This is a genomic window from Catenulispora subtropica (genome assembly GCF_039531675.1).
GTDB lineage: Bacteria > Actinomycetota > Actinomycetes > Streptomycetales > Catenulisporaceae > Catenulispora > Catenulispora subtropica.
In genome coordinates this window covers 1-23,090 of sequence record NZ_BAAAQM010000020.1, presented here as the reverse complement: position 1 = coordinate 23,090, position 23,090 = coordinate 1, and the positions used below count along the sequence as shown (strand labels likewise).

Below are 23,090 nucleotides of genomic sequence, written 5' to 3'. Positions count from 1 at the left end.
GCCCGGCCGCTCCCGCCAGCCTGACCATCCCCCGCCTCGTCGTCGCGGCCCCGGCCTCCGGCCACGGCAAGACCACCGTGGCCACCGGCATCATCAAAGCCCTGACCGAGCGCGGTTTCACCGTCGCCCCGTTCAAGGTCGGCCCGGACTACATCGACCCCGGCTACCACGCCCTGGCCGCTGGCCGCCCGGGCCGCAACCTCGACCCCTACATGGTCGGCACCGACCGCGTCGCGCCGCTGTTCGCGCACGGCGCCGAGGGTGCCGACCTGGCCGTCGTCGAGGGTGTCATGGGCCTCTACGACGGCGCCACCGGCGAGGGCGAGCTCGCCTCCACCGCGCAGGTCGCCAAGCTGCTCGACGCGCCGGTGCTGTTCGTCGTCGACGCCGCCGCGCAGGGCCGCTCCATCGCCGCCCTGGTGCACGGGTTCCGCTCCTACGATCCCGAGGTGCGGCTGGCCGGGGTCGTCCTGAACCGGGTCGGCTCCGAGACGCACCACCGGATCCTGAGCGAGGCGCTCGACGAGATCGGCGTGCCGGTTCTGGGCGCGCTGCGGCGCGACGCCGAGGTCTCGGCTCCCTCGCGCCACCTCGGCCTGGTCCCGGTCGCCGAACGCCGCACCGAGGCGCTGGACGCCGTCGCCGCCCTCGGCGCCCTCGTCGACACGAGCATCCGCCTCGACGAGGTCTACGGCCTCGCCCGCACCGCGCCGCCGCTGCGGGCCGCACCCTGGGACCCGGCCGTCGAGGTCGGGCCCCGGCGCGGCGCCAAGGCCCGGATCGCGATCGCGTCGGGGCCCGCGTTCACCTTCTCCTACGCCGAGAACGCCGAACTGCTCACCGCCGCCGGCGCCGAGCTGTGCCCGTTCGACCCGCTGCGCGACGAGGCGTTGCCGGCCGGCGTCGGCGGCGTCGTGATCGGCGGCGGCTTCCCGGAGGTCCACGCCCCCGAACTGGCCGCGAACGAGGCGCTGCGCGAGGCGATGTTCCGCTTCGCGCGCTACGGCGGCGCCGTCGCCGCCGAGTGCGCCGGACTGCTCTATCTCGGCAAGAGCCTCGACGGGCTGCCGATGTGCGGGATCGTGGACGCGGAGGCCGTGATGACCGACCGGCTCACGCTCGGCTACCGGCATGCGGTCGCCGCCTCCGAGTCCGTGCTCGCCGCGGCCGGCACCCGTGTGTCGGGGCACGAGTTCCACCGCACGGCGGTCAGCCCCTCGGCCGGTTCGCCCCCGGCCTGGCACTGGCGCCGCGACGGCGGACCGGTCACCGAGGGCTTCGCCGGGGCCCGGATCCACGCCTCCTACCTGCACCTGCACTGGGCCGGGACGCCGTCGATCGCCCGGCGGCTGGTCGAGAGCTGCGGGGTGCGGCCATGAGGCTGCTCACGGGCGTCGGCGTCGGGCCGGGCGATCCGGACCTGGTGACGGTCAAGGCCGTGCGTGTGCTGCGCGAGGCGGACGTCGTGTTCGTGCCCGTCCTCGCCGACGGTCCCGAAGGACCGGGACGTGCCGAGGCCACCGTGCGCGCGCACGTCGACGGCGCCACGGTCCGCGCTGTGCCCTTCGCGCTCTCGGACCGAGGAGGGCGCACCGCGCAGCGGCTCAACGCCTGGGATGAGGCCGCCCGCGAGGTCGTCGCGGCGTTCGAGGACGGCGCCGAGCGCATCGCCTTCGCCACCATCGGCGATCCGAACATCTACTCGACGTTCAGCTACCTGGCGCAGACGGTGCGAACCCTGATGCCTTCGGCGGACGTGGAGACGGTCCCCGGCATCACCGCGATGCAGGACCTCGCCTCCCGATCCGGAACCGTGCTGGCCGAGGGCCGCGAGGTGCTGGCGCTGTTCCCGATGACCGCCGGCCTCGAAGCCTACGAACAGGCTCTGGCGTCGTTCGACACGGTCGTCGCCTACAAGGGCGGCCGGTTCCTGCCCGAGATGCTCGCGGCCGTCGCCGAGGCCGACCGCACCGGGCAGACCGTCTTCGGCGCCGCCCTCGGCCTGCCGGAGGAAGTCGTCGGCCCGGTCGCGGAGCTGGCCCCCGAAACGGTCGCCGGCGCGCCGTATCTGTCCACTGTCATCACCACCGCGCGGCGACGCGAACGAGGGGGAGCGCTGTGACCGCGAAAGTGACCTTCATCGGAGCCGGACCGGGGGCCGCCGACCTGATCACCCTGCGCGGCGCGAAGGCGATCGCCGAGGCGGACGTGGTGATCTGGGCCTCCAGCCTGGTGCAGGAAGAGGTGCTGGAACACGCCCGGCCGGACGCCGAGATCGTGGACTCCGCGGCGCTGCCGATGGAAGGCGCCGTCGCCGTCTACGAGCGGGCCGCCGCCGAGGGCCTGCGCGTGGCCCGCGTCCACTCCGGCGACCCGTCGCTGTGGGGTGCGGTCCAGGAACAGCTCGACCGCTGCCGCGATCTGGGTCTCGCCACCGAGATCGTCCCCGGCGTCTCGGCCTTCTCGGCCGTGGCCGCCATCGCCCAGCGCGAGCTGACGATCCCCGAGGTCGCCCAGTCGGTGATCCTCACGCGGCTCGGCGGCGGCAAGACGCCGATGCCCGAGAAGGAGTCCATCCGCGAGTTCGCCCGCCACGGCACCACCATGGCGGTGTTCCTGTCCGCCGCCCGCTCCGGCCAGCTCGCCGCCGAGCTCCTCGAAGGCGGCTACGCTCCCGACACGCCGGTCATCGTCGCCTACCGCGCGACGTGGGAGGACGAAGAGCTCGCGTACTGCACCATCGCAGACCTCGAAGAGACCGTGAAGTCCCGCAAGCTCTGGAAGCACACGCTCTTCCTCGTCGGACCGGCGCTCGGTTCCCACGGCACCCGCTCGCACCTCTACCACCCCGGCCACTTCCACGGTTTCCGGCGCGCGGACAAGGCGGCCCGCAGAGCGTTGCTGGAAAGCGTCGCAGATGTCTGATCCAGACGTCCCCGACCTCCGGGAGCCCGATCTCCCGCGCACCATGAAGGTCAGGCAGAAGGCGCTGCGCCCCGGGTGGACGACGGGGGCCTGCGCGGCCGCCGCCGCGAAGGCCGCCACCGTCGCGCTCGTCACCGGCGAACCGCAGACGTGGACCGAGATCGCGCTGCCCTCGGGGCGCCGCGTCACGTTCGCCACCGCGCGCTGTGAACTGCCCCGGCCCGGCCGGGCGGAGGCGGTCGTGGTCAAGGACGCCGGCGACGACCCCGACGTCACCCACGGCGCGCACCTCACCGCCACCGTGTCCTGGCTGCCCGCCGGGAGCGGGCTGCACCTCGACGGCGGGGTCGGCGTCGGCGTCGTCACGAAGCCGGGCCTGGGCCTGGAGGTCGGCGGCCCGGCGATCAACCCCGTGCCGCGCGGCATGATCGAGGACTCCGTCGCCGAGGCGCTCGCCTCCGCGCCGGAGTCTGCGCGCGGGCGCGGGCTGAGCGTGGTCATCTCCGTGCCCGAAGGCGAGGTGATGGCGCGCAAGACGACCAACGCCCGGCTGGGCATCCTCGGCGGGATCTCGATCCTCGGGACCACGGGCATCGTCCGGCCGTTCTCCACCGCCGCGTGGCGGGCCAGCGTCGAGCAGGCGGTGTCGGTGCTCGCCGCGCAGGCCGCGGAGACGTCGCAGGACCCGGTCCTCGTCCTGTGCACCGGCGGGCGCACCGAGAAGGGCGCGATGGCGCTGTTCCCGGAGCTGCCCGAGGTCAGCTTCGTCGAGGTCGGCGACTTCACCGGCGCGGCGATCCGCCGCTGCGTCGAGCACGGTGTGCGGCGCGTGGTCTTCGTCGGCATGGCCGGGAAGCTGACCAAACTCGGCGCGGGCGTCCTGATGACCCACTACACGCGGTCGAAGGTGGACTGTTCGCTGCTCGGCGACATCACCTCGGCCGTCGGCGGCTCCGCCGCCCTGGCCGCCGAGGTCGCCGTCGCCAACACCGCCCGTCACGGATACGAGCTCTGGGACGCGGCCGGACTGCTCGGCGTGGCCGGCGGCGAACTGTGCCGCCGGGTCGCCGCCGTCCTGGAACGCTTCGCCGCCGACGAGTGCGGCGGCGCGATCCGCGCCGAGGTCGTCATGGTCGACTTCAGCGGCCGCGAAGTGGTGGCCCGCTCGTGATCACCGTGATCGGCTTCGACGGCACCCCGCTGTCCGAAGGCGCCCGCGCCGCGGTCGACGCCGCCGAACTCGTCGTCGGCACCGCACGCATCCTGGACGAGGTGGGCGTGCCGCCGACGGCGAAGAGGCACCATCTCGTGCGCCTGGACGAGATGCTCGACGAGATCGCGCCGTACGACCGGGTGTGCGTCCTGGCCAGCGGCGACCCCGGCTTCTTCGGGATCGTCAGGACCCTGCGCGAGCGCGGGCTCGACCTCACCGTGCTGCCGGCCGCCTCGTCCGTGGCCGCCGCCTTCGCCGCGATCGGCATGTCCTGGGACGACGCGGTGGTGGTCAGCGCGCACGGCCGGGACCTGCGCCCGGTCGCCAACGTCTGCCGCGCGTTCCCGAAGGTGGCGGTGCTGACCGGCCCGGGCGCCGGGGCGCGGGAGCTCGGGACCGCCCTGCCGGACCGGACGTTCGTCGTCGCCCAGCGACTCGGGCACGCCGATCAGCGGGTGGAGATCCTCAGCTCGCACGCCGCCGCGCACGCGGAGTTCGAAGACCCGCACGTTCTGCTGTGCCTGGACGAGTCGCGGCTGACGTCCGAGCGCGGCTGGCTGGCCGGCTTCCAGGGCGTCCCCGGCGCGTGGGCGCTGGGGGAGTCGGCGTTCGCCCACCGCGACTCGATGATCACCAAGTCCGAGGTCCGCGCGCTGGCCCTGGCCAAGCTCGGCCCGCGCCCCGGCCGCCTGGTCTGGGACATCGGCGCCGGTTCGGGCTCCGTGGGCGTCGAGTGCGCCCGCTTCGGCGCCGCCGTCGTCGCCGTCGACCACGACGCCGCGTCCGGCGACCGGATCCGGGCCAACGCCGCCGCACACGCCGTGGCTGTGGAAGTCGTCGTCGCGGACGCCCCGAGCGCCCTGGACAGCCTTCCGCAGCCGGACGCCGTGTTCGTCGGCGGAGGCGGCGCCGAAGTGATCGCCGCGTGCGCCGACACCCCGGCCGAGACGGTGGTCGTGGCCCTGGCCGCCATCGAGCGCGTCCCGGAGACGATCAGTGTTCTGACGAAGGCCGGCCGCACCGTGGACGGCGTGCTGCTCCAGTCCTCCCGCCTGTCCGCCCTGCCCGGCGACACCCACCGCTTCGCCGCCGCCAATCCCGTGTTCCTGCTATGGGGAGAACGACGTTGAACCAGAAGCTGATCGGCGTGGTCGCCGCCACCGCCGCCGGCCGCCGCGCGGCGCGGACGCTGGCCGCCGCCTGGCCGGACGAGGTGCGGCAGTACGGCGGCGCGGGAGAGCTCCGGACGGCGTTCGAGGACTGCGACGCCGTGGTCGCCTTCCTGGCGGTGGGCGCCGCCGTGCGATCGCTGGCGCCGTCGCTCGGCCGCAAGAGCACTGATGCGGCGGTGGTCTGCGTCGACGAGGCGCTGCGTCACGCGGTCGCGGTCCTGGGCGGCCACCATGGCGCCAACGAACTGGCCGAGCGCGTGTCGGCCGTGCTGGGCTGCACGCCGGTGATCACGACGGCGTCGGACGCCGCGGGCGCCCAAGCGCTCGACGGTTACGGAGCGGATCTGGGCTTCCGAGTCGAGAACCCGGAGCTGCTCGCCCCAGTCGGGGTGAAACTGCTCTCCGGCGCACCGGTCGGCGTGGTCGGCGCCGAGGACTGGCCCCTGCCCGCTCTCGACATCCGCGAAGGCGAGACCGAAGCGCTCATCTCGATCAGCGACGCGACGGAAGCCGAAGGTCTCGTCTACCGGCCGCCGTCCCTGGTCGTGGGAGTGGGCGCCGCGCGCGGTGTGACGGCCGAAGAAGTCCTGGACGCGGTCGACCGTGCGCTCGCCGCCGGCGGACTCTCCGCAGCATCGGTGGCCCGCCTGGCATCGGTCGAGGCCAAGGCCGGGGAAGCCGGGATCCTGGAAGCCGCTCGGCGCCGTGACTGGCCCGTGGTCTTCCACCCCGCCCCCGAACTCGCCGCCGTCGACGTCCCGAATCCGAGCTCTGTCGTGCTCGCCGAAGTCGGTACGCCCTCGGTCTCCGAGGCCGCCGCCCGCTACGACGGCCCGAACCGCCCGCTCGCCGAACTGATCGTGCCCAAGACCAAGAGCGTGCCGGACACCGGGCGGGCCGCCATGGCCACGGCAGCCGTCGCCCGGCTCGCTGTCCGCGGTCGCCTCGCCCTCATCGGCCTCGGCCCGGGCGCGCGCGATCTGGTCTCCCCCCGCGCGGTGGCCGAGTTGCGCCGCGCTTCCGTCGTCATCGGCCTCGACCAGTACCTCGACCAGATCCGCGACCTCCTGCGCCCCGGCGCCGAAGTCCGCGCGACCGGCCTGGGCAGCGAGGAGGAGCGGGCCAAGGACGCGGTCGAGACCGCGCGGTCCGGCCGAGCCGTCGCCCTCGTCGGATCGGGCGACGCCGGGGTCTACGCCATGGCCAGTCCCGCCCTCGACCTGTTCGCCGACCTCGACGACGTCGACGTGGTCGGCGTCCCCGGCATCACCGCCTCGCTCGCCGCCTCGAACATCCTCGGCGCCCCGCTGGGCCACGACCACGCCGTGATCTCCCTGTCCGACCTGCACACGCCGTGGCCCGCGATCGTGCGCCGCGTCACCGCCGCCGCCGAGGGCGACTTCGTCACCGTCTTCTACAACCCGCGCAGCCGGGGCCGGGACTGGCAGCTCGGCCACGCCCTCGACATCTTCCGGCGGCACCGTCCGCCGAACACGCCGATCGGCTGCGTCCGCGACGCCTCGCGGCCCGGTGAACGCGCGTGGATCAGCACCCTGAGCGAATTCGACCCGGCAGACGTCGACATGTACACGGTGGTCCTCGTCGGCAGCTCCCACACCCGCGTCGCCGCCGGCCGCATGGTCACGCCGCGCGGCTACACCTGGAGCGAGACCTCATGAGCATCCTGATCGCCGAGGTGGGGGCCTGCCAGGGCTGTGGCGCGTGCCTGCTCACGTGTCCCGAACACGCCATCCGCCCCGACGGCGGCACCCTGCTGGTCCGTCCCGACCGGTGCACCGGCTGCGGCGAGTGTGTCGAGGTGTGCCCGGTCGACGCCATCACGCTCGTGGAGACAGCCTCATGACCGCCCGCAGCGTCCACCCCATCGAGGCCGAGTCCTACCGGATCCTGCGCTCACAACTGGACACCTCCGGCCTGCCTCCGTACACGAGGGCTGTCACCGAGCGCGTCATCCACGCCAGTGCCGACTTCGACTACGCGTCCGACCTCGTCACCGACGAAGCCGCGTTGCGGCAGGCCGCCGCGGCGCTGGCGGCCGGTGCTCCGATCGTGGCCGACGTCGAGATGGTCGCCGCCGGGATCACCCGCCGCGACACGCTGTGCGCGATCAAGGACCCGGCCGCGCCGCGGCTGGCGGCCGACCTCGGCATCACCCGCTCGGCCGCCGCCCTCCGGCTCGCCGCCGAGCGGGCCGGACCGGGGGCCGTCTACGTCGTCGGCTGCGCGCCGACCGCGCTGTTCGAGCTGATCGCGATCGCCGCCGAAGCCCGCCCGGCGCTGGTCGTCGGCCTGCCGGTGGGGTTCGTCGGCGCGGCGGAGTCGAAGGCGGCGCTGCGCGAGTCCGGCCTGCCGGCCGTGTCGAACGTCTCCGGCAAGGGCGGCTCGGCCGTCGCCGCCGCCGCGCTCAACGCCCTGATCTACGAAGACCTGGTGAAAGAAGGCAACCCGCGATGACCGCCCTGCTGATCGTCGGCCACGGCACCCGCGACCCCGAGGGCGCGGCCGACTTCCGGGCCTTCGTGGAACGCGTGGCCCGCCGCGCCGTCGGCGCCCCGACGGGTGCCGCGACTCCGCTGCGGGCCTCGGCCGAGGCGGTAGACGGCGGCTTCATCGAGCTGTCCGCCCCGCCGGTCGGCGAAGCCGTGACCCGCCTGGTCGCCGCCGGGCACCGCCGCTTGGCGGCCGTGCCCCTGGTCCTGGTCGCGGCCGGCCACGCCAAGGGTGACATCCCCGGTTCCCTCAACCGGGAGCGGCTCCGCCACCCCGGACTGTCCTTCGCCTACGGACGTCCGCTCGGCGTGCATCCGACGATCCTGACGCTGCTGGAAGCCCGCCTCGACGCCGTGCTGCCGCGCGAGGAGCGCGCCGACGCCGCCGTGCTCCTCGTCGGCCGCGGCTCCACCGATCCCGACGCCAACGCCGAGGTCTACCGGGCCGCCCGGCTGCTGTGGGAGGGACGGGGCATCGGGATGGTCGAGACGGCCTTCGTCTCGCTCGCGCGTCCTTCGGTCGCCGAGGGACTGGAGCGCTGCCGCCGGCTCGGTGCGAAGCGCATCGTGGTGCTGCCCTACTTCCTGTTCCGGGGCGTGTTGCCGGACCGGATCGTGGAGCAGGCGGCGGGCTACGCCGTCGCGCCGGTCATCGGGGACTGCGACGAGCTCGCGGACCTGGTTCTGGAGCGCTACGCGGAGGCGGTCGCCGGGGACATCCGCATGAACTGCGACACCTGCGTCTACCGCATCACCATGCCGGGTTTCGAAGACAAGGTGGGAGCGATGCAGGCGCCGCACCACCACCCCGACGAGGACGGCCACCACCACTCCCACTCCCATGGGTGAGCGCACGGCTCCCGGCCTCCGGCATCACGGCGACGCCGAGCTCCGCGACGCCGCCGTGCCGGTCCGCCACGACTTCGCGGTCAACGTCCGCCTCTCCGAACCGCCGCGCTGGCTCCGTGACCGGCTGGCCGCGGGCCTCGACACTTTGGCGGCGTACCCGGACGCCCGCGCCGCGACCGGGACGATCGCGGCGCGCCATGGCCGCACGGTCGACGAGGTGCTGCTCACCTCGGGCGCCGCGGAGGCCTTCGTCCTGCTGGCCAGGGTTCTGCGACCCCGCCGCGCGGTCGTCGTGCACCCGCAGTTCACCGAGCCCGAGGCGGCGCTGCTGGCCGCCGGACACCGTGTCGATCGGCACGTGCTCGCGGGCGGCTTCACCCTCGACCCGGAAGCCGTTCCCGCCGACGCCGACCTCGTCATGCTCGGGAACCCGACCAACCCGACCTCCGTCCTGCATCCGGCCGAGACCGTCACCCGGCTGCTCCGGCCCGGCCGGACGGTGGTCGTCGACGAGGCGTTCATGGACGCCGTCCCCGGCGAGCCGGAGACGCTGGCCGGACACCCGGACGTCGTCGTCATCAGGAGCCTGACCAAGACCTGGGGGCTGGCCGGACTCCGCGTCGGCTACGTCCTGGGCCCGGCCGCGATCATCAGGGCTCTGCACGAGGCGCAGCCGCTCTGGTCCGTCTCGTCGCTCGGCCTCATCGCCGCGCGGGCCACCTGCGAACCGGACGCCGTCGCCGAGGCCGAGACCCTCGCCAAGCAGGCCGACCAGGATCGCGACCACCTCCTGGCGCGCCTGGCCGAACTGCCGGACGTCACGGTCCCGGCCGTCTCGCGCGCCCCGTTCGTGCTCGTCCACACGCCCCGGGCCGCGGCCCTGCGCGACCGGCTCCGCGCCGAGGGCGTCGCGCTCCGGCGCGGGGACACCTTCCCGGGCCTCGGCCCCGACTGGCTCCGCATCGCGGTGCGTGACCGCGCCGCCACCGACACGCTGATCGACCTCTGGAAGCGCCAGACCGCGACGCGGCGGTAATGCCCGGGATAGGGTCGAGCCCATGAGCAGCTACCTCGATGCGGCCGACGCGGCCGTGGAGCACGCGCTCGCGCTGGGGGCCCGCTACGCCGACGCCCGCGTCATGCACCGCCGCACCGAGTCCATGTCCGCCCGCAACGGTGCCGTGGAGGCGCTGGACCAGGGCGAGACGGTCGGGGTGGGCGTACGGGCGCTGGTCGGTTCCAGCTGGGGCTTCTTCGCGACACCGCATCTGGACCCCGCCGCCGCCCGCGAGGCCGGCCGGCGCGCCGTCGAGATCGCGCGGGCCTCGGCCCGCGTTCCCGGCCCGGCGGCGATGATCCCCGCCGACCCCGAGGTCGGCACCTGGGCCAGCGAGTGCCACGTCGATCCGTTGGCGGTGCCGCTGTCGGACAAGGGCGACCTGCTGACCGCGGCCACGGCCGAGATGCGTAAGCAGGGCGCTGATGTCGCCACCGGCCTGTACCAGATCTGGGACACCCGCAAGTGGTTCGTCTCCTCCGAGGGCCACCGCATCGACCAGCACATCCGGGAGTGCGGCGGCGGCATCTCGGCCACCGCGGTCGGCGAGCGCGAGACGCAGGTCCGTTCCTACCCCTCCCGCCGCGGCCAGTACGGCACCCGCGGCTGGGAACTGGTCACCGAACTCGACCTGGCCGCCCACGCCGCCCAGGTCGCCGACGAGGCCCAGGCCCTGCTGCGGGCTCCGCAGTGTCCTTCCGGCGAGACCACGCTCATCCTCGGCGGCGAGCAGCTGGCGCTGCAGATCCACGAGTCCGTGGGCCACGCCATCGAGCTGGACCGCATCCTCGGCTGGGAGGCCGCCTACGCCGGCACCTCGTGGCTGGACCTCGCCGAACTCGGCAAGCTCCGGTATGGCAGCGAACTGATGAACATCGTCGTGGACGCCACCTATCCCGGGGCACTGGGCTCGTTCGGTTACGACGACGAGGGCACCAAGGCCGGCAAGCGCGACGCCGTCCGGAACGGGATCTGGACCGGGGTGCTGGCGGGGCGGGAGAGCGCGGCGGTGGCCGGGCTCGACTACGCGGGCAGCGTGCGGTCGATGGACTGGGCGTCCCTGCCGATGGTGCGGATGACGAACGTGGGTCTGGAGCCCGGGCCGCACACGCTGGACGAGATCATCGCCGAGACGGACGACGGCGTGTTCATGGATCTGAACCGGTCCTGGAGCATCGACGACAAACGCCTCAATTTTCAGTTCGGATGCGAGGTCGGTTACGAGGTCAAGAACGGCAAGCTCGGCCGCATGCTGAAGAACCCGACCTACACCGGCATCGGCCCGAAGTTCTGGCAGAGCATGGACATGCTCTCCAGCGAGATCGTCGCGTGGGGCACGCCCAACTGCGGCAAGGGCCAGCCCGGGCAGATCGGCCACACCGGGCATCCGGCGGCGCCGGCCCGGTTCCGGAACGTGCGAGTGGGGGTGCGCGGATGAGCATCGCCGAGCAGGTGCTGGAGGCGGCGCGGCGAGCCGCCGGCGGGTCCGCGGAGGTGGATGTGAACGTCGCGCGCGAGCACCTGGCGCTGACGCGCTTCGCGAACTCGTACATCCACCAGAACATCGCCCGCGAAGCCGACACCGTCACGCTGCGGATCCACGTCGACGGGCGCACCGCGGTGAACTCCACCACGGTGACGGACGACGCCGGTCTGGCGGCCCTGGTCGAGCGCACGGTGGCGGCGGCGCGGGTCTCGCCGGCCGATCCGGGCTGGGCCGGGTTGTCGGGGCCCGCGGAGCTTCCGAAGCTCCTGGCCGAACCCGATCCCGCCACTGGTGAAGCGGCGCCGGAGGTGCGCGCCGAGCAGGTGAGGGCCTACATCGAAGCGGCCGGCGGGCTCACCGCGGCCGGGTTCGCGCGCAACCGCAAGGTCGTGACGACGTATGTGAACTCCGAGGGGCAGGCGGCGTCCGGGACGGTCGTCGAGGCCGTCCTCGACGGCATCGCCAAGACCCCGACGTCCGACGGCGCCTCGCGGCAGGCGTCGCGGCTGATCGCCGATCTGGACGGCGCGGCGCTCGGGGCCCGGGCCCGGGCCAAGGCCCTGGCGTCGCAGGACCCGGTCGAGATCGAGCCGGGCGAGTACGAGGTCGTCCTGGAGCCGACCGCGGTGAGCGACGTGCTGTGGGTGCTCGGCGGGTACGGGTTCAACGGCAAGGCGTTCAACGAGGGCACGACGTTCGTGCGGCTGGGCGAGCCGCAGTTCGACCCGGCGGTGACGCTCGTCGACGATCCGCTGTCGGGCCCCGCCGCCGGAGCGGTCTTCGACGTCGAGGGCACGCCGCGGGACCGGCTGGTGCTGGTGCGGGACGGCGAGACGACGGCCGTCGTGCACGACCGGCGGTCGGCGCTGGAGGCCGGCGTCGCGAGCACCGGGCACGCGGACGCCGAGAGCGCGGTGAACGGCGCGGAGCCGATCAACCTGCGGCTGGAGCCGAGTGCCGGTGCCCCGCCGGCCGAGGTCGACGGCCCGGCGGCGGACTCGGCGGTCATGGCGCTGGTCGCGGGCGTGCGGCGGGGACTGCTGGTGACCGACCACTGGTACACCCGGTGCCTGGACCCGAGGCGGCTGGTGATGACCGGCCTCACGCGCAACGGGGTCTGGCTGATCGAGGACGGCGAGATCACGCGGCCGGTGAAGAACCTGCGGTTCACGCAGTCCTATCCGGAGGCCCTGGCGCCGGGACGGGTGCTGGGCATCGGCAGCCACGCTCCGGCGTTCGCGTCGAAGTACGGCGTGCAGTCGGCGATGGCGCCGGCGCTGCGGCTGGCCGGCTGGAACTTCACCGGGGGCGCCAGCGGGTGATCAGCCCGTGGTGACGACGGCGATGACGCGAGTGCCGGGAGCGAACCTCCCGGCCTCGATCATCGCCGTGAGGCCGGAGAGCATCTTGGCGACGTAGACGCGGTCGACCTCGAAACCGTGCTCGGCGCCGAAGCGGGCCGCGAACTCGTCCAGCTCCCGGGGGATCTTCGCGTAGCCGCCGAAGTGGAAGCCGTCTTCGACGTGCCAGTTGTCGAAGACCTTCCCGTACGTCTGCCGCTGGAGCTTCTCGACTTCGCGCGTGAGGAAACCGCCCTTGAGCGCGGCGAACCCGATCGCGCGCTGTCCCGGGCCGAGTCCCGCGGCGATCCCGGCGAGCGTGCCGCCGGTGCCGACCGGGCAGCAGATGACGTCGAAGGGTTCTGCGATCTCGCCGGGAAGCTCCGCACAGCCCTTCACGGCCCTGGGGTTGCTGCCCCCTTCCGGGATGAGGAAGAAGTCGCCGAACACGCTCTCCAGGAACCGGCGCGTGCCTTCCGAGTTCTTGGCGCGGTAGGCCCCGCGGTCCATGTAGAGCAGGCGCATTCCCTGGGACACCGCGAAGGCGAGCGAGTCGTTCAGCGGCAGGTGCTCCTCGCCGCGGATGACGCCGATCGTCTTGAAGCCCTCGGCGCGTCCGGCCGCCGCCACGGCGCGGATGTGGTTGGAGTACGCGCCGCCGAACGTGAGCAGCGTCGTGGCGCCGGCCTGGTGGGCGGCGGCGAGGTTGTACTTGAGCTTGCGCGGCTTGTTGCTGTCGAAGCGCAGAATCAGTTCGGGACCGGTCATCGAAGGCGGTGGTCCAGTCCCGTGAAGCGCTTGCCGGCGGACATGGTGCGGATCGCCTGCGCCAGCGCGCGTTTCGAGCCGACGATCACCACGAGTTTCTTCGCGCGGGTGACGGCGGTGTAGAGCAGGTTCCGTTGCAGCATCATCCAGGCGCTCATCGTCACCGGGACCACGACCACCGGATACTCCGAGCCCTGCGACCGGTGCACGGTCATGGCATAGGCGTGTTGCAACTCGTCGAGTTCGGTGAACTCGTACGAGACCTCCTCGTCCTCGTCGGTGCGCACGCTCAGGGTCTGATCCTCCACCGACAGCGCCGTGATGACACCGCCGGTCCCGTTGAAGACGCCGTTCTTGCCCTTGTCGTAGTTGTTGCGGATCTGGGTGACCTTGTCGCCGACGCGGAAGGTGCGGCCGCCGAAGCGCTTCTCGGGGCGCGAGGGCTCGGACGGCGTGAGGGCTTCCTGGAGCCGGCCGTTCAGCGTGCCCGCACCGGCCGGGCCGCGGTGCATCGGGGTGAGGACCTGGATGTCCCGGCGCGGGTCGTAGCCGAAGCGGCGGGGGATGCGCGTGGTCGCGAGTTCGACGGCGACCCGGGCCGCGTCCTCGGTCTCGTCCTCGACGAAGAGGAAGAAGTCGTTGAAACCGTCCAGTTCCAGGGGCTTGCCGGAGTTGATGCGGTGGGCGTTCACGACGACGCCGGACTGCTGGGCCTGGCGGAACACCTGCGTCAGCCGCACCCGGGGGACGCGCGGGGCGGCGAGCAGGTCGCGCAGCACCTCGCCGGCGCCGACCGAGGGGAGCTGGTCCACGTCGCCGACGAGCAGGAGGTGCGCGCCGGGCGCGACGGCTTTGGCGAGTTTGTTGGCGAGCAGCACGTCCAGCATCGAGGCCTCGTCGACGACCACGAGGTCGGCTTCCAGCGGCCGGTCGCGGTCGAAGGCGGCGTCCCCGCCCGGCTTGAGTTCCAGCAGGCGGTGCACGGTCATGGCGTCGGCGCCGGTGAGCTCGGTGAGGCGCTTGGCGGCCTTGCCGGTGGGCGCGGCCAGGACGACGCGGGCCCGCTTGGCGCGGGCGAGCTCGACGATGGAGCGGACGGCGAACGACTTGCCGCAGCCGGGGCCGCCGGTCAGGACGCTGACCTTGGAGGTGAGGGCCTGTTTGACCGCCTCGGTCTGTTCGGGGGCGAGGTCGGCGCCGGTGCGCTCGCGGAGCCAGGCCAGGGCCTTGTCCCAGTCGACGGCGGCGAAGGAGCCCAGACGGTCGTCGGGGGCTTCGAGGAGGCGGCGCAGCTGGGCGGCGAGCGAGACCTCCGCGCGGTGGAAGGGGACGAGGTAGACGGCGCGGATCGGCTCGTCCGGGTCGTAGCCGTCGGGGTCGGGGATGTCCTCGGCGACGACCCCTTCCGCGGCGATGAGCTCGTCCAGGCAGGTGGAGGCCAGTTCGGCGGGGACGGAGAGGATCTTGACGGACTCTTCAAGGAGCTTCTCGCGCGGCAGATAGCAGTGGCCGGCGTCGGAGCTCTGCGAGAGCGCGTACTGGATGCCGGCTTTGACCCGCTCGGGGGAGTCGTGCGGGATGCCGACCGCGACGGCGATCGCGTCGGCGGTCTTGAAACCGATGCCCCAGACGTCGGAGGCGAGTTTGTAGGGCTCTTGTTTGACGACGTCGACGGAGGCGTCGCCGTACTCCTTGTAGATGCGGACCGAGATCGAGGTCGTCACGCCGACGGACTGGAGGAAGACCATGACCTCCTTGATGGCCTTCTGCTCGATCCAGGCGGCGGCGATGAGCTTGGTGCGCTTCGGACCCAGGCCGGGGACCTCGACGAGCCGGGCCGCCGACTCCTCGATGACGGTCAGGGTGTCCACGCCGAAGTGCGCGACGATCTTCTCGGCGATCTTCGGGCCGATGCCCTTGATGAGGCCGGAGCCCAGGTACTTCTGGATGCCGGCGACGGTGGCCGGGAGGACGGTGGTGTAGTTCTCGACCGTGAACTGGCGGCCGTACTGGGGGTGCGAGCCCCAGCGGCCGCGCATCCGCAGCGATTCGCCGGGCTGGGCGCCGAGGAGGGCGCCGACGACGGTGAGGAGGTCGCCGGCGCCGCGGCCGGTGTCGACGCGGGCGACGGTGTAGCCGGTCTCCTCGTTGGCGAACGTGATGCGCTCCAGGACGCCTTCCAGGACCGCGAGGCCGGGGACGTGGGACTCGCTGAGGGTGTCGAGTGCGTCCAAGAAGTCCTCCTCGCGACGGTCCTAGGCGGCGGCTGCGGCGGTCTCCTCGACTTTAGCCGTGGGGAGGGACGGATTCGCGACGATCCCCAGGGCTTCCCGGCGCGGCCAGACGATCGCGACCAGACCGACGAGGACCACGGCGGCGCCGGCCAGTTCGAGGGCGTTCATCCGCTCGCCGGTCACGACCGCCGAGGCGAGCATGCCGATCGGCGGGACGCCGAGGGTGTAGGGCGCGACGGACGAGGCCGGGTACTTGCTGATCAGGACCACCCACGCGCCGAGGCCGACGAACGTCGACAGCCCGACGACGTAGAGCAGGCCGAGGACCGGGGCGAGGTGGACGTGGGTGAGGGCGTGGCCGATCTTGTGCGGCCCGTCGGCCATCAGGGAGGCCAGGGCCAATGGCGGCGCGGCGTAGAGGCTGGCCCAGACCATGAGGGCGAAGCCGTTCTCGGCCCCGGCCTTGCGGTTGCAGACCGAGCCGACGGCCCACGAGGCGCCCGCGCCGATCACGAGCAGGAGCGAGCCGAGCGGGACGGCGCCGCCGCGTCCGGCGCCGATGACGACCAGGCCGCCGATGGCCACCGTGATGCCGAGCAGCTGCCGGAGCCCGGTGCGCTCCCGGAGCAGCAGGGCCGCGGCGAGGACGGTGAAGGGCGCCTGGCACTGCAGGACGAGGGAGGACAGGCCCTCGGGCATGCCGTGTGCCATGCCCGTGAAGAGGAGGACGTACTGGCCGAAGAACATGAACGCGCTGATGCCCGCCGCCCAGTACCAGCGCACCTCCTTCGGCCGGGGTACGACGAGCGCGGCGAGGCCGGTGAGGGCGAAACGGAGGGCCGCCAGCAGGATCGGCGGGAAGCCTTCGAGGGCGTAGCCGATGGCCACGAAGTTGACGCCCCAGATGGCGACGATGGCGAGAGCCAGGGCGATGTGGCGGGGATTACGCATGACGCCAGTGTCCAGCCGCGCTATCGTTCAGGACCAGCGAATGATTTTGCGACACACCGTTAAGGCCGACTGAATGGTTGCGTGGTCAGAATGATCGATGTGCGGCAGCTGAGAACGTTGCGGGCGCTGGCCGACCACGGAACCGTGGTGGCGGCGGCCGAGGCGCTGTACCTGACCCCCTCGGCAGTGTCCCAGCAGTTGGCCGTCCTGAGTAAGAGTACCGGCTGTGAGCTGCTGGAACGACGAGGCCGGAACGTGGTGCTGACCGATGCGGCCCGGGTGCTGGTGGCGCACGCCGACGCCGTCTTCGCCCAGCTGGAGCGGGCCCAGTCGGATCTGCGGGCCCTGTCCCCGGCGCCGATGACGGTGCGGATCGCGGGCTTCCCGACGGCGGTGATGGCCGTCGTCGCGCCGGCGATGAAGGCGTTGCGGGGCAGGCATCCGGAGTGGGGCTTCGAGATCTCGGACACGGAGAGCGAGGAGTCGGTCGCGCGGCTGATCGAGGGGTCGATCGACATCGCCGTGGTGATGGCGGCCCCGAACCGGCCGCTGCTGGGCGACCCGCGGATCAAGATCATGCCGCTGCTGGAGGAGATCTACGTGGCGGCGCTGCCGGAGGACCATCCGTTCGCCGGCGCCGGGACGGTGTCGTTGACGGACCTCGTGGAGGACCCGTTCGTGCTGGCGGCCGAAGGGCTGTCGTGCCACGACCAGGTGTCGGCGATCTGTGCCGACGCGGGGTTCCAGCCGCGGGGACGCCACCGGGCCACGGACTTCAGCGCCGCACTGGCCTTGATCGCGAACGGTTTCGGGGTCTCGCTGCTGCCGACGCTGGGGGTTCCGGCGGAGGTTCCGGAGGGGGTCGTGCTGGTGCCCCTGAAGGAGGACTGGCCGCGCCGGGTCTCGTTGATCGCGATGCGGGCCGGGGCGGAGCACCCCGAGGTCGTGGCGGCTCTGAGCGAGGCCGCGGCTAGGCTGGTGCGATGATCGGCTCTCTGCTCGTCGCGGGTACCACGTCCGATGCCGGTAAGAGCCTGATCACCGCGGGGATCTGCCGGTGGCTGAAGCGGCAGGGCGTGTCCGTCGCGCCGTTCAAGGCCCAGAACATGTCGAACAACTCGATGGTGGTCGGGGCGGGCGGCGGGGCGGAGATCGGTCGCGCCCAGGTGATGCAGGCCCAGGCCGCCGGGGCCGAGCCCGAGGTGGCCATGAATCCGGTGCTGCTGAAGCCGGGCAGCGATCGGACCAGCCAGGTCGTGCTGATGGGCGAGGTCTTCGCCGAGGCCTCCGCCACGTCGTACCAGGACCTGAAGCCCGCTCTGCGGACCGCCGTCCTCGACGCGTATCAGGACCTGAAATCACGGTTCGACGTCGTGGTCTGCGAAGGCGCCGGATCGCCGGCCGAGATCAACCTGCGGGACGGCGACCTGGTCAACATGGGCCTGGCCCAGCCGCTGGGGATGCCGGTCATCGTCGTCGGCGACATCGACCGGGGCGGCGTGTTCGCCGCGTTCCACGGGACCGTCGCCCTGCTGGACGCGGCGGACCAGCGCCTGATCGCAGGGTTCGTCGTCAACAAGTTCCGGGGCGACCCGTCGCTGCTGACCCCGGGGTTGCGGCAGATCGAGGGATTCACCGGCCGCCCGGTGCTGGGCGTCGTCCCCTGGCTCCCGGGCCTCCGGCTCGACGCCGAGGACGCCCTGCCGATCGAGGCGTACCGGGACCACGGCTCCTCCAGCGGCCCGAAGCTCCGCGTCGCCGTGGTCCGGTTCCCGAGGATCTCGAACTTCACCGATGTCGACGCACTGGCCATCGAACCGGGCGTGGAGGTGGAGTTCACAGCCTCCGCCGCCGCCGTGGAGTCGGCGGACCTGGTGGTGCTGCCGGGCACGAAGTCCACCGTGGCGGATCTGGCGTGGTTTCGGGAGCGAGGGCTGGACGCGGCGCTGGCGAAGCGTGCCGCGAGCGGGATGCCGATTCTGGGGATCTGCGGCGGCTACCAGATGCTCGGTACGGAGATCGAGGACGAGGTGGAGTCACGCCGGGGGACCGTCGCAGGGCTCGGGCTTCTCCCGGTGCGGACGGTGTTCGATCCTGTCAAGACTCTGACCCGCTCCAGCGGCCATGGCCTCGGGCAACCGGTGGACGGCTACGAGATCCACAACGGACAGGTCGCCGTGACCGGCGGCGAGACCGTGTTCACGGACGCGTCGGGCGCGGCGCTCGAAGGCTGCCGCGAGGGCGCCGTGTGGGGAACGATCTGGCACGGCGCGCTGGAGAGCGACGGCTTCCGCCGGGCGTACCTGACCCACGTCGCCGAGGTCTGCGGCCTGCGGTTCGAGGCCGACCCGTCGGTCTCGTTCGCCGCGGAGCGTGAGAAGCAGCTCGACCGGCTGGGGGACGCGGTCGAGGAGCATCTCGACACCGACCGCTTGGCGCGGCTGATCGAAGGCGGTGCGCCGACGGGTCTGCCGTTGTTGGCTCCAGGCGCTGGGGGCTGACGGGAGGCCGACCGGTGGCGGTTGCGAGCAGCGATCACCATCCGGGCCGTATGCGCGCGATCAGCCTGTCTCCTGCACAACCTCGAACCTGTTCCCGTCCTCGTTCCTGAACGCGTACATGGCCGCGGCGCCGCGGGTCAGTGGCTCGTCCGCAGCAACTCCGCCCCCAGGGCCGTGCACTCGTGCCAGGCCGCCTTCCCCTCGCGCCGCGTGACGATCAGACCCGCCTCGCGCAGGGCCGACGCGTGCTGGGAGACGGAGGCGGCGCTGATGCCGAGGTCCTTGGCGAGGTGGCCGGTGGTGCGTTGTTCGCTGAGCGCTTCGAGCACATGGGCGCGGGTGCGGCCCAGGAGGGTGCCGAGGGGGTCGATGGCCTGCGGCTCCGGGAGCAGCGGGAGAGGAGTCAGCGCCGGGTAGATCAAGTACCTGGATCCGTCCGGGTACGGGCCCATCAGAGGCGCTCCGCTCCACAGCGAGGTGGGATACAGAGTCAGCCCGCTGCCGTCGAGATGGACGTCGACCTTCTTCTCCGGGGCGAGGTGCCAGACCGTGCCTTCGAAGCGGGAGCCCGGCCAGATGGACTCCAAGCCCGCCCCGATACCCAGCCGGCCCCAGCGACTGGTACGCCACGTGACCTCGGCGTGGAAGCCGGCTCGCAGACGCCGCCAGGAGTGGATCAGGACGCTGTTGTAGGCGATGTGGAGGGCGGTGAGGAAGTCGCGCCACGTCTCATGGTCCTGGGCGGCCAGGTTCCGTGTCCAGGTGGTGGTGGGACGACCGAAGCTGACGGCGCGAGCCACCTCCTTGCGCACCTGGCGCCGAGGCGAGTGGGCCACCTCGTCGAAGGCTTCGTGGACGTCGGGGATGACGGGGTCCAGGAACAGCGGGCCGCGTCCGCAGGGCGGGATGACGTCGAGCAGGGCCCGCGCCGGCGGGGCCAGCGCCCGGGCTTGTTCGCGGCGCCACCGGGTGAAGACCGGGTCGGCGTTGGGCCGGTGCAGCGAGGCCAGGGCCAGGCTCAGTTCGAGCAGCGGTGCGGGCTCCTCGGCGTACCGGATGCGCAGGAGGTCCTCGCCGGTGAAATGGATACGCATGTCGTCCTCACGTTTCAGCGGTGGCCGAACCGATGGCCCCGACGCGGCGGAGCTCCCAGAGTGGAAGACGAGATCCGCGGGTGTCAGGACGCGGATTCGACTGTCTCGAAGGGATAACGACGATGCGACTTCGCCTTCTCGGCACCGTCAGCGCGGCGGGCCTGCTGGTGGCGGGCCTTCCGGCGCTGGCCTCCGCCGACACCACGAGCGGATCGGACGGCTGGACACCGGTCACCTACGCGCCACGCGACTACGCCGCGGGTGACGTGTGCTCGTTCGAACTCAAGGTCGACTTCCCCACCCAGGGCGTCGAGGAGCGTGTCGCGGTGACCAACCCCGACGGCACCCCGCTGCGCACCGACTTCCGCGGGCCGCTGATCGCCCGCTTCACCAACGCCACGACCGGCGCCCACATGGACGGCGACCTGAGCGGAGCCGGAACTCTCTACAACCTGCCCACCGGCTGGAGCCTGTGGACCGTCCCGGACAACATCGGCGTCACCATCCATGCCGGCAACCCGTATCACGCCAAGGGCGAGTTCATCCTCAGCGGCGGCTCGGTCATCGCCGTGTCGCCGGCCAAACAGGACGCGATTCTGCACCAGACGCAGGTGACCGACGTCTGCGCGGCGGTGGCGTGACCCGTCAGCCCGCCCGGTACTCAGCCGCACGCTGCCGCAACAGGCCGTGCACGCCGTAGGCCGAGGTCCCGGCGGGCAGGTACTCCTTGCGGATCTTCGCGACCGACGTGTAGTTCGTGTCGCACACGTTCGCCAGGGGTGACTCCACCGCCTGCGTCACCAGCTGGTACGCGTCCAGCTCGCTGAGCCCGTAGTCGCGGGCGATCCACTGCACCAGGTCGAGCTGGGCGATGCGGAAGGCGTCCTCCAGGGGGCGTGCCGAGCCCGTGGTCATGATGTAGGAGTCGGACTCCAGGCGCGGCCACGGGGTGGGGACCCCTTTCACCAGCTCGATCGCGATCACCGAGTTCATCGCCGTCTCCACCGCCACACCGCACGTCTCGCCCTCGCCCTGCCGCGCGTGGCCGTCGCCGAGGCTGAACAGCGCCCCCTCGACGTTCACCCCCAGGTAGCAGGTGACGCCGGCGCGCATCTCCGGGGTGTCCATGTTGCCGCCGTGCGCGTCCGGGACGAGGGCGGAGCGGACCTCGAGGTTCGCGGGCGCGACGCCGACGGTGCCGTGCATCGGATCCATCGGGAGCTCGATCTCGACGTCGCTGTCCTTGGCGCGGAACAGGCAGGTGCGGCGCTCCCGGTCCAGCTGCCAGATCCAGACGCGCTCGGGCAGCGGCGGCTGGAGGGTCGCGGTGGTGTGGGTGGACGTCAGGGCGCCGAAGAGCGGCACGGTCGTCGACGCGGCCCAGTCCCGCGCCGGCTCGATGGCGATGAAGTGGATCGCGAGCGTGTCACCGGGCTCGGCGCCCTCGACGTAGAAGGGACCGGTCTGCGGGTTCAGGAAGGGGAACTCGCAGACCTCCGTCACGAGGTCCTTCTCCGACCGGACGCGGCCGGCGAAGCAGTCCTCCGTGAAGAGCTCCAGAACGTCTCCGGACGCTACCCGGGCCAGCGCCGGGGCGCCGCCGAACGTCCAGACGTATTCATCGGCGGTAGGGGTGAACGTACGGACCGAGAGCGAGTTCGCCATGACAGCACTCTGGCAGACGGACCCGCCCCCGGGGAATGACGCCTTTTCACGAGGCCGAGCCGAGTTCCTCGGCGAGGGCTTCGGCGTCGGTGTGGCCGGGTGGCCCGTGAAGACGGAGCTGACCGCGGTCGGGGCCAGAGTTAACAGGCCCGATGCCGCGGAGCTCTGATCGGCTCGACGCTCGACGCTCGACGCTCGACACCGCGCCGGCGCCGGAGTGGGCTGCGGGCCTCAGTCCCAGGGGGCGCCCTTGTCCACCAGGGTGCGGCCGTACTCGGCCATCTTGGCCGCGTACTCCTCGGTCCACCCCGTGAGCAGCGCCAGGTCCGCCACCGGCATCCGGTCGAAGCGCCGCGGGTCGGTGAGCCGGGCCGCCGCCACCGCCTGGTAGTTCTCGGCGCGGCGCGCCGAGGACCGGAACGCGTCGGCCAGCTCGGTGCTGCGCGAGAGCAGCTGCAGCGGGTCCTCGATGGATTCCAGGCCGAAGAACGAGTCGTTGTCCGCCGGCAGGGCCGCGGGCAGCTCGCCGATCAGGTGCAGCGGGCGTTTCTTGGGTTCGGGCTTGGAAGGCATGTCTTGATCGTAGGACCACTCACTTCTTCTGGAAGTCCGCAGCGCGCTGGGCTGCGGCTTCAGCCGCCGTGAGCGTGAGGTCCGTCTTCGACTGGCCGTTGATCCGGGCCTGGGCGATCAGCACCGCCAGATCGCCCTGCTGGACCAGCACGACGTTCATCTCCATCGACCCGAAGCCGTACTTGGCGCTGGTGTGCCACGCGTGCGAGGCGTCACCGATCTTCGGCAGATCCAGCGGTGTGGCGTGCAGGGTGACCGACAGCCCCTCCTCGACCACTTTCACCGACCCGCAGTCGTTCAGCGCCTTGGCCGCCTTGTCCACGAGGGCCGCCGCGGTCTCGCCCTTGGGCTGGATGATCGCCTCGTCGACGTAGTCGTCCAGGGCGCCCTTGGTCCACTCGGCCTGCGCCTGGTCGGCGATGTCGCCCTGCTGCAGGACCTCCAGTCCGGCGCAGCCCTTGATGAGCGAGGGCAGGTTGCGAGCGGTCAGCGGCTCGGAGCGGAAGCCGGAGGGGAGGTCTTCCAAGCGGAGCAGCGCGGGTGCGAGGCGCTCGCTCGACGTGGACGGGGCGTTGGAGGGCGCTGACGACGAGTGCGAAGGCGGGGGCGAAGCCGTGGTGGAGGCCGACGTCGAGGGGACGGGCGCCGCGCTCGTGGTGGCGGCCGCGGCGGCCGGTTCGGCGGAGCTGGAACCGCCGCACGCCGCCAGCGCCGACACCGCCAGCGGTGCCGCCGCCAGCGCCGTCGCCGCG

The 23,090-nt window shown here is 72.4% G+C and carries 21 protein-coding genes and 1 pseudogene; 15 read left to right on the top strand and 7 right to left on the bottom strand.

The window, feature by feature from the left end; translation table 11 throughout:
- The first annotated feature begins 20 nt into the window (after nt 1-20).
- The 12 genes from ABD466_RS18610 to ABD466_RS18555 are packed head-to-tail and all read left to right on the top strand — an operon-like array spanning nt 21 to nt 12,534.
- The gene (locus ABD466_RS18610) at nt 21-1,379 is read left to right on the top strand and encodes a cobyrinic acid a,c-diamide synthase CobB (RefSeq protein ID WP_344658454.1); all 1,359 of its coding nucleotides are present in this window, start codon (nt 21-23) and stop codon (nt 1,377-1,379) included.
- On the top strand, nt 1,376-2,122 hold the full coding sequence (cobI, locus tag ABD466_RS18605; RefSeq protein ID WP_344658346.1) for a precorrin-2 C(20)-methyltransferase: 747 nt from the start codon (nt 1,376-1,378) through the stop codon (nt 2,120-2,122). Before ABD466_RS18610 ends, cobI begins: the two co-directional genes overlap by 4 nt.
- Nucleotides 2,119-2,925: a precorrin-4 C(11)-methyltransferase gene (gene cobM, locus ABD466_RS18600; protein WP_344658345.1), complete on the top strand. Its 807-nt coding sequence runs from the start codon at nt 2,119-2,121 to the stop codon at nt 2,923-2,925. Before cobI ends, cobM begins: the two co-directional genes overlap by 4 nt.
- On the top strand, nt 2,918-4,096 hold the full coding sequence (locus ABD466_RS18595) for a cobalt-precorrin-5B (C(1))-methyltransferase (protein WP_344658344.1): 1,179 nt from the start codon (nt 2,918-2,920) through the stop codon (nt 4,094-4,096). Before cobM ends, ABD466_RS18595 begins: the two co-directional genes overlap by 8 nt.
- The gene (gene cbiE, locus ABD466_RS18590; protein ID WP_425558678.1) at nt 4,093-5,268 is read left to right on the top strand and encodes a precorrin-6y C5,15-methyltransferase (decarboxylating) subunit CbiE; all 1,176 of its coding nucleotides are present in this window, start codon (nt 4,093-4,095) and stop codon (nt 5,266-5,268) included. Before ABD466_RS18595 ends, cbiE begins: the two co-directional genes overlap by 4 nt.
- Nucleotides 5,250-6,989 (top strand): precorrin-3B C(17)-methyltransferase, encoded by a 1,740-nt coding sequence (cobJ, locus tag ABD466_RS18585; RefSeq protein WP_425558677.1) that lies wholly within the window; start codon nt 5,250-5,252, stop codon nt 6,987-6,989. Before cbiE ends, cobJ begins: the two co-directional genes overlap by 19 nt.
- A complete protein-coding gene (locus ABD466_RS18580; protein ID WP_344658343.1) occupies nt 6,986-7,174 on the top strand; it encodes an ATP-binding protein in 189 nt (62 codons plus the stop codon). Before cobJ ends, ABD466_RS18580 begins: the two co-directional genes overlap by 4 nt.
- Nucleotides 7,171-7,785, top strand: a complete 615-nt coding sequence (locus ABD466_RS18575; RefSeq protein ID WP_344658342.1) for a precorrin-8X methylmutase — start codon at nt 7,171-7,173, stop codon at nt 7,783-7,785. The genes ABD466_RS18580 and ABD466_RS18575 overlap by 4 nt, the downstream gene beginning before the upstream one ends.
- The gene (locus ABD466_RS18570) at nt 7,782-8,669 is read left to right on the top strand and encodes a sirohydrochlorin chelatase (protein ID WP_344658341.1); all 888 of its coding nucleotides are present in this window, start codon (nt 7,782-7,784) and stop codon (nt 8,667-8,669) included. The genes ABD466_RS18575 and ABD466_RS18570 overlap by 4 nt, the downstream gene beginning before the upstream one ends.
- Nucleotides 8,662-9,705 carry an Rv2231c family histidinol phosphate aminotransferase CobC gene (cobC, locus tag ABD466_RS18565; protein WP_344658340.1) on the top strand — a complete coding sequence of 348 codons (1,044 nt, stop codon included), beginning with the start codon at nt 8,662-8,664 and terminating at the stop codon, nt 9,703-9,705. Before ABD466_RS18570 ends, cobC begins: the two co-directional genes overlap by 8 nt.
- 22 nt (nt 9,706-9,727) lie before the next feature.
- Nucleotides 9,728-11,164, top strand: coding sequence for a TldD/PmbA family protein (locus tag ABD466_RS18560; protein ID WP_344658339.1), 1,437 nt, complete (start codon nt 9,728-9,730; stop codon nt 11,162-11,164).
- Entirely contained in the window at nt 11,161-12,534 is a 1,374-nt protein-coding gene (locus tag ABD466_RS18555; RefSeq protein ID WP_344658338.1) for a TldD/PmbA family protein, read from the top strand. The genes ABD466_RS18560 and ABD466_RS18555 overlap by 4 nt, the downstream gene beginning before the upstream one ends.
- Here ABD466_RS18555 and ABD466_RS18550 read toward each other — a convergent pair whose 3' ends face one another.
- The 3 genes from ABD466_RS18550 to ABD466_RS18540 are packed head-to-tail and all read right to left on the bottom strand — an operon-like array spanning nt 12,535 to nt 16,505.
- A complete protein-coding gene (locus tag ABD466_RS18550) occupies nt 12,535-13,320 on the bottom strand; it encodes a 1-aminocyclopropane-1-carboxylate deaminase/D-cysteine desulfhydrase (RefSeq protein WP_344658337.1) in 786 nt (261 codons plus the stop codon). It abuts the gene before it with no gap.
- On the bottom strand, nt 13,317-15,554 hold the full coding sequence (gene recD2, locus ABD466_RS18545) for an SF1B family DNA helicase RecD2 (protein WP_344658336.1): 2,238 nt from the start codon (nt 15,552-15,554) through the stop codon (nt 13,317-13,319). Before recD2 ends, ABD466_RS18550 begins: the two co-directional genes overlap by 4 nt.
- A gap of 21 nt (nt 15,555-15,575) precedes the next feature.
- A complete protein-coding gene (locus ABD466_RS18540; protein WP_344658335.1) occupies nt 15,576-16,505 on the bottom strand; it encodes an EamA family transporter in 930 nt (309 codons plus the stop codon).
- A 99-nt stretch (nt 16,506-16,604) separates the two neighbouring features.
- On the opposite strand from ABD466_RS18540, the gene ABD466_RS18535 reads away from it, so the two are divergent.
- Both ABD466_RS18535 and ABD466_RS18530 read left to right on the top strand, forming a co-directional pair.
- Nucleotides 16,605-17,492, top strand: coding sequence for a LysR family transcriptional regulator (locus ABD466_RS18535; RefSeq protein WP_344658334.1), 888 nt, complete (start codon nt 16,605-16,607; stop codon nt 17,490-17,492).
- Nucleotides 17,489-19,006, top strand: a complete 1,518-nt coding sequence (locus ABD466_RS18530; protein WP_344658333.1) for a cobyric acid synthase — start codon at nt 17,489-17,491, stop codon at nt 19,004-19,006. Before ABD466_RS18535 ends, ABD466_RS18530 begins: the two co-directional genes overlap by 4 nt.
- A 137-nt stretch (nt 19,007-19,143) precedes the next feature.
- Here ABD466_RS18530 and ABD466_RS18525 read toward each other — a convergent pair whose 3' ends face one another.
- On the bottom strand, nt 19,144-20,100 hold the full coding sequence (locus tag ABD466_RS18525; RefSeq protein ID WP_344658332.1) for an ArsR/SmtB family transcription factor: 957 nt from the start codon (nt 20,098-20,100) through the stop codon (nt 19,144-19,146).
- A 122-nt stretch (nt 20,101-20,222) separates the two neighbouring features.
- Here ABD466_RS18525 and ABD466_RS18520 point away from each other — a divergent pair, with 122 nt between their 5' ends.
- Nucleotides 20,223-20,741, top strand: coding sequence for a hypothetical protein (locus tag ABD466_RS18520; RefSeq protein WP_344658331.1), 519 nt, complete (start codon nt 20,223-20,225; stop codon nt 20,739-20,741).
- A 4-nt stretch (nt 20,742-20,745) separates the two neighbouring features.
- Here the strand turns inward: ABD466_RS18520 and ABD466_RS18515 are convergent, their stop codons facing one another.
- From ABD466_RS18515 to ABD466_RS18505, 3 genes and pseudogenes are all read right to left on the bottom strand, one after another.
- Nucleotides 20,746-21,765, bottom strand: a complete 1,020-nt coding sequence (locus ABD466_RS18515; RefSeq protein WP_344658330.1) for an acetamidase/formamidase family protein — start codon at nt 21,763-21,765, stop codon at nt 20,746-20,748.
- A 231-nt stretch (nt 21,766-21,996) separates the two neighbouring features.
- A complete protein-coding gene (locus tag ABD466_RS18510; protein ID WP_344658329.1) occupies nt 21,997-22,338 on the bottom strand; it encodes a hypothetical protein in 342 nt (113 codons plus the stop codon).
- A gap of 19 nt (nt 22,339-22,357) precedes the next feature.
- A pseudogene (locus ABD466_RS18505) lies at nt 22,358-23,090 on the bottom strand (hypothetical protein); the annotation flags it as partial.